The sequence below is a fragment of the SAR324 cluster bacterium genome (genome assembly GCA_029245725.1).
Taxonomy (GTDB): Bacteria; SAR324; SAR324; order SAR324; family NAC60-12; genus JCVI-SCAAA005.
The window spans coordinates 35,587-51,042 of the sequence record JAQWOT010000148.1 but is presented as its reverse complement, the minus strand read 5'-3'; the positions used below and the strand labels follow the sequence as shown (position 1 = coordinate 51,042).

General features: G+C 41.7%; 13 protein-coding genes. 10 read left to right on the top strand and 3 right to left on the bottom strand.

The features are described 5' to 3' along the window. The first annotated feature begins 93 nt into the window (after nucleotides 1-93). On the top strand, nucleotides 94-906 hold the full coding sequence (locus P8O70_06960; GenBank protein MDG2196616.1) for a phosphocholine cytidylyltransferase family protein: 813 nt from the start codon (nucleotides 94-96) through the stop codon (nucleotides 904-906). Here the strand turns inward: P8O70_06960 and P8O70_06955 are convergent. Further along, nucleotides 901-2,796, bottom strand: a complete 1,896-nt coding sequence (locus P8O70_06955) for a sulfatase-like hydrolase/transferase (protein MDG2196615.1) — start codon at nucleotides 2,794-2,796, stop codon at nucleotides 901-903. The two genes, P8O70_06960 and P8O70_06955, sit on opposite strands and share 6 nt — an antisense overlap. A 9-nt stretch (nucleotides 2,797-2,805) precedes the next feature. Here P8O70_06955 and P8O70_06950 point away from each other — a divergent pair, with 9 nt between their 5' ends. Continuing rightward, entirely contained in the window at nucleotides 2,806-3,804 is a 999-nt protein-coding gene (locus P8O70_06950; GenBank protein MDG2196614.1) for a CDP-alcohol phosphatidyltransferase family protein, read from the top strand. A 169-nt stretch (nucleotides 3,805-3,973) separates the two neighbouring features. Here P8O70_06950 and P8O70_06945 read toward each other — a convergent pair whose 3' ends face one another. Together P8O70_06945 and P8O70_06940 are read right to left on the bottom strand one after the other, a co-directional pair. Then, nucleotides 3,974-4,501 (bottom strand): pentapeptide repeat-containing protein, encoded by a 528-nt coding sequence (locus P8O70_06945; protein MDG2196613.1) that lies wholly within the window; start codon nucleotides 4,499-4,501, stop codon nucleotides 3,974-3,976. Nucleotides 4,502-4,683: 182 nt separating this feature from the next. Further along, a complete protein-coding gene (locus tag P8O70_06940; GenBank protein ID MDG2196612.1) occupies nucleotides 4,684-5,961 on the bottom strand; it encodes a DUF839 domain-containing protein in 1,278 nt (425 codons plus the stop codon). A 318-nt stretch (nucleotides 5,962-6,279) separates the two neighbouring features. Here P8O70_06940 and P8O70_06935 point away from each other — a divergent pair, with 318 nt between their 5' ends. From P8O70_06935 to P8O70_06900, 8 genes are all read left to right on the top strand, one after another. Beyond that, nucleotides 6,280-6,609 (top strand): GYD domain-containing protein, encoded by a 330-nt coding sequence (locus P8O70_06935; GenBank protein ID MDG2196611.1) that lies wholly within the window; start codon nucleotides 6,280-6,282, stop codon nucleotides 6,607-6,609. A gap of 218 nt (nucleotides 6,610-6,827) precedes the next feature. Further along, nucleotides 6,828-8,924 (top strand): SpoIIE family protein phosphatase, encoded by a 2,097-nt coding sequence (locus P8O70_06930; protein MDG2196610.1) that lies wholly within the window; start codon nucleotides 6,828-6,830, stop codon nucleotides 8,922-8,924. A gap of 7 nt (nucleotides 8,925-8,931) precedes the next feature. Further along, entirely contained in the window at nucleotides 8,932-9,483 is a 552-nt protein-coding gene (locus tag P8O70_06925) for a SiaB family protein kinase (protein ID MDG2196609.1), read from the top strand. Nucleotides 9,484-9,492: 9 nt separating this feature from the next. Next, nucleotides 9,493-9,879, top strand: coding sequence for a DUF1987 domain-containing protein (locus tag P8O70_06920; GenBank protein MDG2196608.1), 387 nt, complete (start codon nucleotides 9,493-9,495; stop codon nucleotides 9,877-9,879). Beyond that, a complete protein-coding gene (locus tag P8O70_06915) occupies nucleotides 9,872-10,858 on the top strand; it encodes an adenylate/guanylate cyclase domain-containing protein (protein MDG2196607.1) in 987 nt (328 codons plus the stop codon). The genes P8O70_06920 and P8O70_06915 overlap by 8 nt, the downstream gene beginning before the upstream one ends. A 263-nt stretch (nucleotides 10,859-11,121) precedes the next feature. Then, nucleotides 11,122-12,054, top strand: coding sequence for an MBL fold metallo-hydrolase (locus P8O70_06910; GenBank protein ID MDG2196606.1), 933 nt, complete (start codon nucleotides 11,122-11,124; stop codon nucleotides 12,052-12,054). Nucleotides 12,055-12,090: 36 nt separating this feature from the next. Continuing rightward, entirely contained in the window at nucleotides 12,091-14,172 is a 2,082-nt protein-coding gene (locus tag P8O70_06905; GenBank protein ID MDG2196605.1) for a SpoIIE family protein phosphatase, read from the top strand. A 102-nt stretch (nucleotides 14,173-14,274) separates the two neighbouring features. Further along, complete coding sequence (locus tag P8O70_06900) at nucleotides 14,275-15,408, top strand: YHYH protein (GenBank protein ID MDG2196604.1); 1,134 nt, start codon at nucleotides 14,275-14,277, stop codon at nucleotides 15,406-15,408. The last annotated feature ends 48 nt before the right edge of the window (nucleotides 15,409-15,456 follow it).

The window sequence follows — 15,456 nt, the reverse complement described above, 5'->3', positions numbered from 1 at the left end:
CACAGTGCACATGTTAGCTCATCAGACAATTCCAGTCGTTAATGAAGCTTTTCCCCAAACGCCCAAGCCGCATTTCACCTCACTCCGTATCGTATGCCTTGTATTTACCAACCAAAAACTGCGGTCATCCTGGCAGCTGGACTTGGTCTGCGCCTGCGTAGCGTGATCGGCGAAGTTCCCAAAGGACTCCTGGAAATTCAAGGATCTGGGTTACTGGAGCGATCCATTCAGTTGCTGAGTTCCTCTGGAATTACCAAGTTCTTCGTAGTCACTGGTTTTCAGCATCAGATGTTGGAAAGTCGACTACGAGAACAGTTGAGAGGAGCCCACCTCGATTTCGTGCATAACCTACAGTATGCTTCGACGGGCAGTATGGAGTCCCTGGCTATGATGAAGGGTCAAGTCCAAGAGGATTTTCTGTTGTTGGAATCCGATTTGATCTACGAGCGCCGAGCTCTGGAGTTGTTGTTGGAATCAGGTCAGCCGGATACGGTGCTGACCTCAGGCCAGACAAATTCGAAGGATGAGGTTTGGATCTATGGAGAGCCCAGGAATGGCAAGGGAGAGTTGCTAGAGCTTGGAAGAATTCGATACATCAATAAGCAACCGTCCTCACAGTTTACTCTGCGTGGAGAATTGGTAGGAATCAGCTGGCTGTCTGCTGATCTGTTTGCGGCCATGTGTGATTCTCACGCAGCGAACAAACCTCGTACATTGCAGTACCATTACGAAGAGAACATCTCTGACCTTAGTGCAGAACGTGAGATCTCCTATCTGAAGATTCTGGACTTGGTCTGGGCGGAAATTGATATGGAGTCGCATTATCAGAGAGTGATCAATGAGGTTTACCCTAGAATCCAAGCCAGAGAGAATACAGAAATCAGCGCAGAGCTAGCTTACTCATAGACGCTGCCAGCGGTTCGCCGTGAGCAATAGATAGGTCAGGTGATCAAATGCCAGAACCTGATCCTCCAGTTGCTGGCGATCCTGCTCGGACGGTTGGTTTGCTGCTGACTGATAATGAACCATTCGGCCCAGCGAGTGTTGCAGAAAACCAAGTGGGCTGAAGATGTTGATCAGTGCCCCCTCCTTGACTACTGCAAACTGTGGTTTCTCTTCCAGCAGGTTGCTGCCAATGCTGCTGTAGGTCCCCTCCAGTTCAAGCAAATCGACAATTGTGGTCAGCAGATCGATCTGTGAGCTATAGTTTTCAGAAATCCCAGGTTTCACGTGCTTGGGGGAATAGATCAACAGTGGAATCCGAAAGCGCTCGTAGGGTTCGTTCGATTGAAAGTGAGCCATCGCGTGATCCGCCGTGATGATGAAGACCGTGTCATCAAATTGTGGATGCTGCTTGAATTCCTCGATGAACTTGCCAATCGCCCAGTCGGTGTAATGCAGCATGTTCAGGTAACCACCCTCGGTATCCGTTCCGTGTTCGAAACCTGTGAAGGGTTCCTGCAGCTTGGCAAAGGGGGTGTGGTCCGAACTGGCATTGATGTAACCGAAGAAGCGGCCATCTGATTCCTGCAGCTGCTGCAGTAGATACATCATCGCTTCATAGTCCCAGCCCAAGGGTCGCTGGACTTCTTCTGCTGGATAGGGGAGCAGCAGAGGGTAGTCCTCTCGCCCAAAGTACTCGTTGAAGCCAGCAGATTTGGCTATCAGATCTAGTGAAAAGGACTCCCTATTCGTGGAGCTAACGAAGACGGTTCGAATATCGTTGGCTCTTGCCATGTTGCCAAGCCGAGGGTAGTTGGCTGTCAACGCTGTCATGTCTGGAATGCCAGGTAGTGGTGGCACTCCGGTGAGGATGGACTGCACCCCATCCACACTACGTTGACCATTGGCAAAGAAGTTGGTGAAAACTCGACTCTCTGTGATGAGTTTGTCCAGTTCCGGAGTGATTCCGTAGCCTCCGCCGGACAGTCCATCAATATACTTAGCGGAGAGGCTTTCGACCATGACGACCACTAGGTTCAACTCTGGATTGGTACTGCTGCTTCGGACAGGTTTTTGTTCGAGTGGATAGGTTGGATCTTGTGGTTCTGCAATGCCAAGGGTACTTAGGTATTCCTTTTCATTCGTGATTTTCCGCTCAATGAAGTGTCCAGAGATGCTATAGTGAGAGGCCGAAAACATGCCGTTAAGGATTAGATTGCCCATGCTGCCGTTGCCATGACGGTAGGCATCAATTACAGCAATCGGTTTCATTTGTACTCCACCACGAGCCAGCACAGCCATGATCAGGAAACTCATCAGGTAGCCACTCCAGGAGCGAACGCCTGCCAAGTTGTGTCGACGATGCCACTTGAGAAATAAAGGGAAGCAGAGAACGGCGGCAATCAACACTCCCAAGATCGTGGGCCATTGTGCTTTCGCTTCCAGTAGCAGATATTCTGTATCATTGGCTAAGAAGAGTAGCTCATTGGTGATGTGGCGTTTGACGTGACTGAAGTAAATGAAGTCCGCACTCAAGAAGATGATCAGACCCAACATTTGCAAGTAGACAATAGCCTGGATCAGCTTGCGGTAGATGGATGATCCTGTGAAGCGCAGTGGAAAGGTCAGCACCAGCATCGGGACTAGCAGCAAGATTGTGGTGGATGCCAAATCGAAGCGGGTTCCTTCCAAAAGGCTGAGCGCAAGCTGTCCCCAACTCAGTTCAGTAAATAGCTCTCCGTATTGAAGCAACACTGCGAGGCGGAAGCAGAAAAAGAGCGCTAGAAAGATCAGGTAATGCCCCAACACCTCCTGTAGGACTGGTTTTGCTTTTTTCAGATCTTGTAGAAACATCGTGAACCAATGAGTGAGCAATATCGTTATAATTGTGTAGATGAGTCAGTGCTGCTGCCCGTCCTCAAGAAGCATGTTTTCATTCCTTTGCATCGTTGGATTCCTTATGGAGTCCCTGCTAATTATCTCACCTTGATCTCTATCGTAGTGATGTGGAGCATCTTCCTCTACTTCACGACCTTGGAATTACCCTCTCCTGCAGAGATTGGTGCTGCTGTCATGGTGATTACAGCTTACGTGGTCTTTGATCATTTTGATGGTCTGCAGGCCAAGTTGACCCAAACAAGCTCTCCTTTGGGAGAGTGGCTGGATCACTTCAGTGATGTCTTCAACGGAGCGATTGTTGTTTACCTGGGATTCAAGTGTCTGCATCTGCCGTTGGATGGACTCTTTCTCGTGTTGACTTGGTTAAACTTTCTCGCTTTTGCAGCAACCTATGTTGAGCAGCGAGTACGCCGGGAACTATACTTCGGAAAAATTGGCTCCCTGGAAGGTGTTGTACTGATGATTGTCATGCTTGCCTTCTGCGTTCCTGAGAGTGGAAGAGCCCTTTGGCACTTTGCACTTGGCTGGCCAATCTATCAATTTCTCCTGGCTAGCTTCGCCCTGGGCTGTTTCGGGACTGTCATCACCTGTCTGCAACGAATGGGCGCATTGCCCAGAGAATTTCTGGTTTTCGGCATTGGGGGCAGCCTGCTTGTGCTGTTAGGAATCTACTTGGAACTCTCCACCAGTTGGCTCTTTTGCGCCATCACCATCTTTTCCTCAGAATTCATCCTCAGGAACATGCAGCAGCACCTCACGAGTCAAGAGAGTGTCACAGTGGATCTGGTTGTTTTTGGACTGCTGGCAGGACTGGTGGGGTTTCACTGGCTTTCCTGGAATCCAATTCCATTGCTGATGCTGTTTAGCCTTGGACTGGGCTTCTCTATGCTATTGAGATGTAGACGCTTGCTGATCCTCTGGCGTCCCCATTGGGTCTGGTGGAATCCATCCACACCATCTTGAGGGACCATTGACAATAACCAACTCCTGTCTGGATCAAAGTCATTTCAAAGAGACTAGTGCTGGTTTGGAGACCGATTTGGGAAAATTGCTGATCTTGAACAACGGCAAATTGTTACTTTTTAAGAAGCAAGGATTGTGCTGAGAAGATAGCGGATCTCAAGGTGGGCATTCAGCAGTCTTTGTAAATAATCTCCCCATCGGGCATAGTGGTATTGCAGAGTTGGGCTCCTTCCATTTCTGCAAATGAGAGATCGGCTCCTTTCAGACTAGCGGCTCCCAGGTTGGTATTTTTCAGGTTTCCCTCTTTGAAATTAGCTCCTTCGAGATGAGCTCTACGCAGATCACATCCTTCTAGATCGGCAAAACGCAGATCTACATCAACGAGGTTCGCTGCCACCATTCGAGCACCCTTCAGATTTACCCCATGCAGATCTGCTTGATCGAGTCGGGCATTTTCTAGGTTAACCCCTTCCAAATTGGCGAAACGTAATTTAGTACTCTCGAGATTAGCTCCATAGAGATCAGCCCCTTGGAGGTTGGCGCTCTCCATATCGCAGCTTGAGAAGTCCGCATCTTTCAAATTTGCTCCTTGTAGCTTAACACCCCTTAAATAAGCACCACTCAGATCGCCACCACTCAGGTCACCATTTGGACAATTTCTGGTCGAAGAAAGTCTTTCCAGATCATCATGTTTCATTTTTGCCTAATTTTGGAAAATAAGAATCATTGATTTTACTATTTAGTTTTTGGGCTAGTGATGCCTAATTTGCATTTGAGGTAGAATACTTATTTCAGCTCTTTCTAATGCAGGTTGTTGTTACAGAATTGGTTTTGAATTTTAATTTATACAACTCATTGGTGCTTATCGATATCAATTTTTCAAATGTTGAAGAAAGGACCTTGAATTTCGAATGTGATTCCTGTGTCATTACCCCAGAAGTTCAAAAGCCCTTTTGTGCCCCGCTGGGAACTGAAATACAAGCGATCAAAGCTAGGTGAGAAAGCAGGCCCTGTAATTTCAGAATTGTCATGACCAACTAACTGAACAGCAGGAGTTATTACACCGTCAGCTCCGATCACTACAATTTCAAGATCACCACCATCTTCAGCCACCAGAATGTCGCCCTTTGGTGATACCGTTAAATTGTCGACTCCACTGAGAATTGGTGTACACGAAAAATTTCGATCGTAGATGATATTGAGTGTCCCACTGAGTGTCTCGTATGCCCAGATTCTGTTGTCACCTTTTGTTGAGAAGTAGATGATCCCACTGTGGAACCAGATGCCCTCACCACCATTGAATGGGGTGCTTGAAGGCACTTGCTTGCGTGTGGCTAAGGTGACTGCAGAAGGATCAGGAATTCTAAGCCATTCGGTGGAACCAGATTCTTCATCAATTAATCTCATAACCTCCAACTTTCCGGATGTGAGGTCAGGATAACTCGCTGGTGTGAAACGATATAAACAACCATCTGGTTTGTCTTCTGTGAGGTAGAGCTGCTTTCCATATGGATCGACTGCAACAGCTTCATGGTTGAAACAGCCAAGCGCAGGATAAACGGTCGGAGATTTGATGCCATAAGGGTCACACTCCCAGACACTTCCACCCTCAAACTCTTCGCAGGAAAGCCAAGTATTCCAGGGAGTAACTCCTCCAGCACAATTGCGAGATGTGTTGTTCAGTATGCTGTAAGAGTTGACTACCCTACCATCTGAGGCAAACTCCAACGCCCCAACGCCCCCATTCCCATCATCCAACTCACTGTTACTAACGTAAATCCAACCCCCATCATTTTTGGCAAAGACAGCACCCCCATCAGGAGCTCCATGCCAAATATAGGAGGATCCCATCGGAGCTTTACCTGACTCAGCAACAATACGGCTCCTGAAACCTTTAGGAAGTCGAACTCCGTTCTGATCAGGTGCTTGCAAAGGACCAAGCTCTTTGAGATTGGTTGCAAGAGATTTAGGTATTGCTGCATTTGGTGATGCGTTATGACAATTCAGCAAATCTTCATTGTTCAGAGTCGTCTTCATCGCACTTGCAGCATGAGGATGAAGAACTGTACCAACTCCGATCAGAACAGCTTGATAAAACAAGTGCCGAAGCATAGTTCGGCGGCTTAGTACATCATCACTTTCTATGGATGTTTTCAATGTGACTTTCATTGAACTTAGAAATCTTTCTAATTGATCTTGGGTTAAAGAATAATAATTAGATTAGTACATTAGTAGTAAAAAGCATTCCAAAAAGTAGAGAAGTTTGTGAAAGGAAGTTATTTCAAAAGGGAAATTGTATTTGAAATATTAATAATTATTTCCGGATAGACATATAAAACGACTACTGATTGGTAGACAAATTTCTCTGAATAGTCTAGATTCTGCCAGTCTCTTCTACTGACAGAGAGTAATCGTAAAGAGTAGAGAGATTTTTAGCACCAACCATTTTGATCAAGAGCAAAAGAAAGGAGTTCAATGTACAAAGCCGTTGCAAATGTAAAGGTGACCCCAGCCTATTGGGAAGCACTGATGAAAAACCCGGATTCAGATCGGGCAGCTGCCATTGCCACAGCCATGGCCAGTGTTGGAGGTAAACTCCATTTCTTTGGTTTTACCCATGGCAAGTGGGATGCTATCGTAGCGGGTGAGGCGCCCTCTGAGGCTGCTTTTATGTCTGTCATTGCTAGTGCCTGGATGGCAGGAATGATACAGGATGTTGAAACGATTCCCTGTATCGCTCAAGAAACGGTTACTGAAGTGATGTCTAAAGCCGGTAGTGCCAATTATAAAGGGCCTGGGCAATAATTCCAATCAAAGTGCTTCGTTTATTGGGTTCCTATTGAATAGGAACCCAATTTAATTCGTGGTTATGCAAAAATTAGTATTTATACTAGATCCATATCACCAAAATCTAATCTGGATTTTTTCCAGAAATCTATAGAATTTCTAAGAAATATTCTAAGAAATCATCGCTCGTAAGCGAATCATAATAAATTTAATAGATTTTTAGTATTAAAAATTTTATGAAAAAAATAATTTTTTTCACAATTATCATAGTGCTTCTTGACCAGAATCAACTTGTTGCTTTTGAAAATGGAGAAAAAATCTATTTAATCACATCAGAAGAACAAAAAAACGTACCTAGGGAATATTATTCTTTTTTAGAAGGTGTCAGTCACCAATTAAATTACAAGGAATTAGCAGAAGCTAACTGGACATCAAAAATGAATAATCCTCAATCATTCTACGATGGTTACTGGGTTCGATTAAAAATCAAAAATAAGTTAGATGAGGTAAACTTAGGGTTAGTTCACAGGTGGAATTTTGAAAAAAGAATCATTTATAAAAATTTTGAAAAAATTTATAGTTTTCCTTTGGTGCGTTCAATATATAATAATTATACACATAGATCAGAAGATCGCCTTTGGTATAATTATAAAATAATAATGCCAAAAGATGAACCAGTCGAAATCTACAGTTATTTTAGAAGTCAGCCGTTAGATCGAAATCAAATTTTTGAAGGTGGTCTGGACTGGATGGCAATTGGATTGTGGCAAGATATTGAATTTAACGAAGTCATGAGGTTATTGGGATATGTCGTAATGATCTCAATGCTAATTTGTTTTAGCTTATATTTTTTATTTTATTTTCTGGTTTCTAAAGAAAGATCGTATCTCTGGATTTCAATAACACTTTTGGTTGGGCTATACCCATTCATTACTTGGATACTTAGCTCTACATTTGGTGTAAGACTTAACTATATTTATGGGGCAATTGGCTTAAGTGTTATGTCAATTGTTTTAATAAAATTTTTTCAAAATTTGCTTTCATTTAAACAGATATTTCCTAAAACTTATAATGTTTATGATATTATCACAAAATTTTATATTTTATGTGCATTGGTCTATTTTTATGACTCTCTCCAATACCCAAACACTGAACTTTACAAAAATATAATTAAATACCCACATCATCCTTGGGGTGTCGGTACAATTCCAATGAACTTAGCACTTATTCCAATAGGTTTAATATTAGTATCAGCTGTTTGTATTTCCTATTTATTGTGGAGGAGGGGTGATAAGGTCGCAAAGTTTCTGTTTTTTACTTTTTTGGTGCCTGTAGTTATATTTCCAACAGCATTTATTGATATGTGGTTTTTGTTTGAGACAGGTTACACATTGAAAGTCATAAAAGATGTAGTACAAGTATTCGCATTCTTACTGATACTCATCATGCTTGGAATGGCCCTCGCTCAGAAATTGAATGATATGAAGCAAAGTGCGATTGATCTTTTGGAGGAGAAAGTACTGTCCAGAACAAAAGCCCTGACTGAGGCAAATCAATTAATTACGAAAAGTATTGATTCAGCTAGTATGATTCAAAACGCAATTCTACCAAAGTTTGATCATCCAGAGCATGGTTTTGATGAGTTGAAGTACATTTGGATGCCTAGAGATGTGGTGGGTGGGGATTTTTATTGGGTGGGTAAGAAAGAAAACTGGACGTGTTTGGTAGTGGCAGATTGTACTGGTCATGGCATACCCGGGGCATTCATGACACTGATATCCACAACTCTGCTGAATCGAGTTAAAGAGATTGTGGATCTCAGCCAACCAGATCAGATCTTGAATTCATTGGATTTTCTATTGGAAGAGACTCTCAAATTTGATGAGAACAGAGGAACTGAATTTGGGTTGGATGGGGGAGTTTGCTGTTTTTCGGATCAGGAGAATTTACTCCGCTTTGCTGGAGCTAAGATGAATCTGTACTACAAAGTAGCTAACAATGTACTTGAGCTAAAAGGCAATAAGAAGAGCTTAGGTTATGTTACTAAACCACATCCCCAAAGTTTTGATGTGCATGAAGTAAGTTTAACTGATGAGCCAACATTTTATATGTTTTCAGATGGATTGACTGACCAAATTGGTGGTCCAAAGAAAATCATGTATGGCAAAAAGAGGATTATTCGGAAGATCAATGAGGCTGATAGTTTGAATTTGACTATTCAAAATATCTCTCAGGATTTTGAGCAATACCAGGGTACGAATAAAAGGAGGGATGATATTTCACTTTTTGGATTTCAGATAAATAATAATATGAAAACTGTATCAGTTGAATAGAGGTAAAATGGACTCAATTAAGTTCTATGAACTCCAAAAAACATTAAAAGAAAATGATATCATGTTCTGTTACAGTGGATATGTAACTCAGAAAATTTTAGTAGCTATTGGTGAAACAATTAAAAAGAAGTTAGAAGCTGAAGAAACAGAACTTGGAAAAACTAAAAAAGTGTTTTCCATCTTTGTTGAAGGAGTTCAAAATGTAATCAGATATTCTGCAGATTCAATTGGTGATTCTAATGAGTTAGAAAATGAGGTTCGGTACGGTATAATCACAATCGGGCATCATCACAATGGAATAACAGTCCAATGCGGTAATCTAATTTTCAATAAAGATGTAGAGAGGATGAGGGAAAGAGTACAAGTGATTGAAGGTAAAGATAAGGATGAACTAAAGAAATTATACAAAAAACAGATGATGGCAGGTCCTGAAGAGGGAAGTAAAGGTGCTAGTTTAGGGTTTTTAGAAATGGCTAGAAGAGCAGGATATCCATTAGAGTTTTCATTTGAAGAAGTAAGTGCTGATTATACCTTCTTCTGCATCAACGCTATCATTTGAGTAGAGAAAATGGAAACATTAGAAATTGAAGCTACTGAGACAACACCCGAAATCAAGTTTGATTTTAGTAATCATTCATTCTTATTCGGTGGAGAATCCTACCCAGAGCACTCAGATGAGTTTTATCGGCCAATTTTAGAATCAATCCAACAATATTCACAAAATGATTCTAAAGAACCTGCAACATTCGTTTTCAAACTAACTTATTTCAATAGTTCAAGTGCTCGAGTGCTGATGAAGCTTTTCGAGCTTATCGATGAAATGGGAGAGAACAGAGAGATCAATATTGAATGGCACTACCACGAGGAAGATGACACTATGGAAGAATTTGGGGAAGATTTTTCAGATGACATTGAGAATGCTAACTTTAAGTTAATGAGTTACTCTGATGACTGATTTACTTTCTCATGAAGAATCGATTATTGAGCAGGGTAAACAACGAGTTGATTCAGAAGAAGAAATTGAGGCGCGTCACTATGCAGAACTACTCAAGGCGTACATCAAGCTCAATAAGGAGCAAAATCGGCTCATTCGATTGAGTGATAAAAGTCAAAAAAAACTCAGTGTTGCCAATGCTAAATTAGCCAATTTTTCTACGAAACTTTCAAAATACTTCTCCCCGGAGGTTTACAACTCTCTGTTTACCGGTGAACTTGATGTGAAAGTTCAGACTCAAAGAAAACTCCTGACAATTTTCTTTTCTGATCTCGAAGGCTTTACGGAACTGACAGAAAGATTGGAACCCGAAGTACTCACAGAGTTGCTTACCCACTATCTCACTGAAATGTCTAAAATTGCGTTACGGTGGGGAGGAACAATCGACAAGTATATTGGCGACGCAATCATGATTTTCTTTGGTGACCCAGCCAGTAAGGGGGAAAAAGCTGATGCCGTCAATTGTGTCAGGATGGCAATGGAGATGGTCGACCAATTGGCTGAAGTTCGTGCGATCTGGAAAGATAAAGGCCTTGCTCTCCCACTCAATGCGAGAATGGGGATCCACACTGGGATCTGTACCGTTGGGAATTTTGGTTCCGAAGATAGGTTAGATTATACTGTGATTGGTAACGGGGTAAACTTGGCTTCTAGGCTGGAAAGCAATGCAAAGCCAAACTCGATCCTTATTTCCGAAGACACCTATCTTCATGTGCGAAGTGAGATCAACTGCTCAAAGAATAACACGATCAAGGTCAAAGGTGTCTCGTACCCTGTGCAGACTTATAAAGTCGAGGGACTCATGATGGAACAAGCTGATCAGTTTGGTTTGACTGAACATCAGATTCCAGGACTTTCGTTAATTCTAGACCAAAGCAAAATTGAAAATCGGGCTCTCGTCAGGAAGAAAATCAAAGAAGTACTAACTCTTCTTGAATAGTTTTTTCCCAATCGCTTTCCTACCGCCCCACTCTCCTTAGCCACCCCATGAAAATTATTAGAAAAATCAGTGTTTGTGCTCTGGTTATTGGCTTGATCCACTCATTTTCGGGATGCTCTCAATTGGGCGAAAATCCAAGTGGAACCCACTTGGACGAACTCATGAAGTCCCCGAACTATTCCACTGAGAACAAAAGGTTCCAAAATCGTAGAGAAAATATTTTTGCAGAAATGCGGAAGAGAGATAGCTTCTGGAAGAATCCCATGAAGCGATTTTCCAATAATATGCTTTTTAATCCCAATCAAACTGTTCCTGAGATAGTACTGCCCGAAATACGGCCTCCTGATCTCAAGGAGTTTTTAAAGCCGACTGGAAGCATAAAATTTGTTTGGTTTGGTCACTCAACCCTCCTGATAAATATTCAGAACACTATCATCTTAGTAGATCCCGTCTTCTCACCTTCAGCCTCGCCTGTCAATTTCATCGTACCTAGATTTCAACCACCTGTTCTTGAGCTCAATGAGTTACCAAAAATCGATGTCGTTTTGATCTCCCATGACCATTATGACCATCTTGATATGAATACTGTTCAGTACTTGAGTAACAAAGTTTCAAAATTCATTGTACCACTAGGGGTTACATCTCATTTGAAAAGCTGGGGGGTGAGTGAAGAGAAGATGGTTGAATTAGACTGGTGGCAGTCCACATCATTCGATCAGGTTACCTTCACTGCAACACCAGCCCAACACTTCTCCGGCAGACAGGCTCTCTTTAATATATCTCAAACACTTTGGTCTTCTTGGGTTGTTCAGTCAGCAGATGTCAGCTTTTACTTCAGTGGGGATTCAGGGTACGACGTCCACTACAAACAAATTGGAGACAAGTTCGGACCCATTGATTTGGTATTTATTGATAGTGGGCAATACAACGTGCGGTGGCGGGAAGTGCATAATCTACCTGAGGAAGCAGTGCAGGCTTCGATTGATCTCAAGGGACGCTATTTGGTCGCTGTTCATTGGGGTATGTTTAATCTTGCAATCCACAATTGGTATGACCCGATTCAAGAGAGCGTCAAGTTTTCTAAAATACATGGTGTGAAATTAATGACTCCCAAACTGGGTCAATTAATTTCACTGGAAGACCAAACAGTGACTATTGATTGGTGGTCTAATCTGATCAGAGGGATCAAAAAATAATCCTCTATTTTAGAAAATAGGATAACTGGAGATCATATGGTTCGTCTGTCAGTTCTTACTTACCTAATCACCAGCATCACAATATTCTCCCTGTACATTGCGGGTACTTGTGCCCTTGGGAGTCCATACGTTTACACTGGTGATTCAAAGATTCCAATCGAGCAATTTCAGTATCTTGAAGGCATGGATGAAACAACTAGTCTATCTGACCTTAAGAAAGCAAATTGGAAAGGTGAAATTGAGAATATACATTCGTATTATAATGGTTTCTGGGTAAAATTAGCAGTTCTTAATCAAACTGATGAATCTGATCTTGGTGTTCGTCATTGGACTACATTTGAAAAGAAATTATATGCAGTTAATTCGAAAGGAATTCAAGAATATGATTATATTAAATTTAATGATGATTCCTATAATTTTATTGGTATTGATAGAATCCAATTTCGATATCGGATTGTGATGCCAATCAATGAAATAACTACAATCTATAGTTTTTATAGGTTTAAACCTCTCCATAGAACACTATCAACCAGGCATGTGACATTTGGTATCGATAGCTGGGAAAATCTACAATCTCAGGCCTTCTTTCAAATCATGCGAAATATCTTCTTTTATGCAATACTTATTTATCTTTTTCTAAATAGCATATCATCATTTATTGTGACAAGAGATTCGAACTATTTATGGTTGACAATTTTACTATTTACTCTGGTATTTTCTGCAATCTATTTATCTGGCTATACCATTGGTTTTCGCGGTAATCCCCACATAGGACAACTAATATTTAGCTGTGTATTGATTTCAATCATTCAATTTTTCAGAAATTTCTTAAATCTTGATTCCAAAATTATAAGTAAATTAATCAATAGCTTAATTATTTTACATTTATTGATTATTTTTTACTACTTTATTAGATCATTCGAATTTCCTGATGGTGAATATTTTACTAACCTTGAAAAGTATCCAATTCAACCATTAGGCATTGGATATTTTCGAATGGTTTTACAGTTTGTACCTACTATTATTTTATTACTTTATTTCGCATTTCTTTCATTCAAATCTTGGCAATCAGGAGATAAAGCCTCAGGTTACATCGTTTTTGCGCTTACGATTCCTGTTGTTTCCTTTGGGATTATGGCAATAATTATTAATCTGGCAAATAAAGGCTACTTTGGACTTGAAATTATTAATCTTGTTGCATTGCCATTAGGTGGCATACTTTTGATACTATGCCCAATTGCAATTAATTTAGCGTTAGAAGAGAGAATAAAAGCGTTTAAAGATAATGCAATGAATAATCTACAGTCCTTGAATACAGAACTTGATAATAAAGTTAGAGAAAGGACTCTTGATCTTCAAAAGGCCAACAACCTAATTACAGACAGTATTCAATCGGCCAGCGTGATCCAATCATCAATTCTACCCAGAATTGAACCAAGCCACTATGGATTCAATGAACTGATCTACATCTGGGAGCCCAGGGACATCGTAGGTGGGGATTTCTATTGGGCCCAACAGCAGGAAGACTGGACAGCACTGGTTGTTGCAGACTGTACAGGACACGGAATCCCTGGAGCTTTTATGACACTCATCTCCAGTACAATCTTGGATCGTATCGCTTCACTACATGATCTCAGTCAGCCAGATCGAATTTTAGATCAACTTGACGATTTATTGAGCCAAACCTTTAAGTTAAGTGCTGGAGATAGCACAAATTTTGGGCTGGATTGTGGAGTTTGTTGTTTTTCGAAGAAAGAGAGAATCTTACGCTTTGCAGGAGCCAAATCAAATCTGTATCAGAAAACGGGGGCAGAGGTAAAAGAGATGAAAGGAGACAAGGTCAGTTTAGGCTATGACTCCAAAGAACACCCAATCCCATTTAAAGTAACTGAAACTAAGCTCGATGAACATTCGAGCTTCTATCTGTTCTCGGATGGAATCACCGATCAAGTCGGTGGAGCAAAGAATCTAATGTATGGCAAGAAGCGTCTCCTGCGTCAAATCAAGTCTTCCAACTCGGTGGCTGAGGCTATTGAATGGATCATGAAAGATCTGAATAACTACCAGGCTGATAACAAAAGAAGAGATGACCTTACCTTGTTCGGATTCTCTTTTTAATTTTTTCCTGCGTCGATTCTTTTTAACAGGTACTACCTACTTTCAGTCAGTTTTATTCAGTTTTTCACTTCATTAACCTCACTAAGCTTGTTGAGCCTTCTCATGCAACGATTCATAAAATTCAGTCTGTTTTCATTATTGACGGCCGCCTTGGTTTCTTGTTCCAGTGGTGGTTCTTCCAGCGGAAGTGACAACAGCACATCAACTAGGGATACTGCACAAGAATCTGAGCCTCAGACAACAGAAAATGCTGGAACTTCAAATAATGATTCCGTGTCTGATGATGTCGGTACACCTGTAGATCAAGATGGAGATCAAAATGTGAACACTGATTCCCAGGACAACAATACTACACCAACGGACATCACAAACTATATCTTCACGAAGACAAATCCTTCATGCAGTGCCTACGTTGGTGATTTCACTTCCACGATCAAAGACCGTGGCAATAACCGTACTTTGTCAGGATCACTTTCCATTACTGCGAATGGCAGCACCTGCACGATCAGCAGCAACTCGATTCCTAACCATGATGTTAATGATACTGGGGCATTTGCAACAGCGATTGGCATGGTCAACGAAACTTTTAGTATTCCTGTTTCACCATCTACAGCAAACAGTACCACCCAACTTACTCTGCAATACGATAATGCGATTTTTTTAAATGGAGCCAAGCTCGATCTGCTTGCTGCAGCTTGTTATGGAGTTGGTAACGAGCCGTTGGGTCAGGAAAAGATTGGCTGCTTTGAGACGAATATTCCATGGCGCTATGACCCCATGTCTCCCCAGAATCAGTTTGGAACGGATTCTCACAACGCTCATACACAACCGGATGGAGCCTACCATTATCATGGTGATCCTCTAGCTATGTACGACACTTCAGGGCAAACGGCTTCGGGAGTGATTGGATTTGCAGCCGATGGCTTTCCGATTTACGGACCTTTCATCGATGACAATGTAAGCATACGCAGAGTCACTTCAAGCTATGTCCTTGTAGACGATGGCGGTATGCGGCAAAGCAAGTCAGGAGAAAGTGCGTTCCCAGGAGGAACTTATAGTGGTACTTATATCGATGATTATGAATACAAACAAGGTAGTGGAGATCTGGATGAATGCAACGGAATGATGATCAATGGTCATTACGGATATTTTGTGACAAATGCTTATCCTTGGATTATGAAATGCTTCAAAGGGAGTCCTGACAGTTCCTTCCGCAAGACGTCTGGAAAGCCTTAAAATGCAGAAAGTGTTGTCCCCAAAAGAGAGCATGGCCTTGCTCCAACC

Excerpts from the sequence above, each read along its gene's own strand:
- P8O70_06960 (MDG2196616.1), top strand. The coding sequence starts at position 94 with ATGCCTTGTATTTACCAACCAAAAACTGCGGTCATCCTGGCAGCTGGA.
- P8O70_06955 (MDG2196615.1), bottom strand. The coding sequence starts at position 2,796 with ATGTTTCTACAAGATCTGAAAAAAGCAAAACCAGTCCTACAGGAGGTG.
- P8O70_06950 (MDG2196614.1), top strand. The coding sequence starts at position 2,806 with ATGAGTGAGCAATATCGTTATAATTGTGTAGATGAGTCAGTGCTGCTG.
- P8O70_06945 (MDG2196613.1), bottom strand. The coding sequence starts at position 4,501 with ATGAAACATGATGATCTGGAAAGACTTTCTTCGACCAGAAATTGTCCA.
- P8O70_06935 (MDG2196611.1), top strand. The coding sequence starts at position 6,280 with ATGTACAAAGCCGTTGCAAATGTAAAGGTGACCCCAGCCTATTGGGAA.
- P8O70_06930 (MDG2196610.1), top strand. The coding sequence starts at position 6,828 with ATGAAAAAAATAATTTTTTTCACAATTATCATAGTGCTTCTTGACCAG.
- P8O70_06925 (MDG2196609.1), top strand. The coding sequence starts at position 8,932 with ATGGACTCAATTAAGTTCTATGAACTCCAAAAAACATTAAAAGAAAAT.
- P8O70_06920 (MDG2196608.1), top strand. The coding sequence starts at position 9,493 with ATGGAAACATTAGAAATTGAAGCTACTGAGACAACACCCGAAATCAAG.
- P8O70_06915 (MDG2196607.1), top strand. The coding sequence starts at position 9,872 with ATGACTGATTTACTTTCTCATGAAGAATCGATTATTGAGCAGGGTAAA.
- P8O70_06910 (MDG2196606.1), top strand. The coding sequence starts at position 11,122 with ATGAAGCGATTTTCCAATAATATGCTTTTTAATCCCAATCAAACTGTT.
- P8O70_06905 (MDG2196605.1), top strand. The coding sequence starts at position 12,091 with ATGGTTCGTCTGTCAGTTCTTACTTACCTAATCACCAGCATCACAATA.
- P8O70_06900 (MDG2196604.1), top strand. The coding sequence starts at position 14,275 with ATGCAACGATTCATAAAATTCAGTCTGTTTTCATTATTGACGGCCGCC.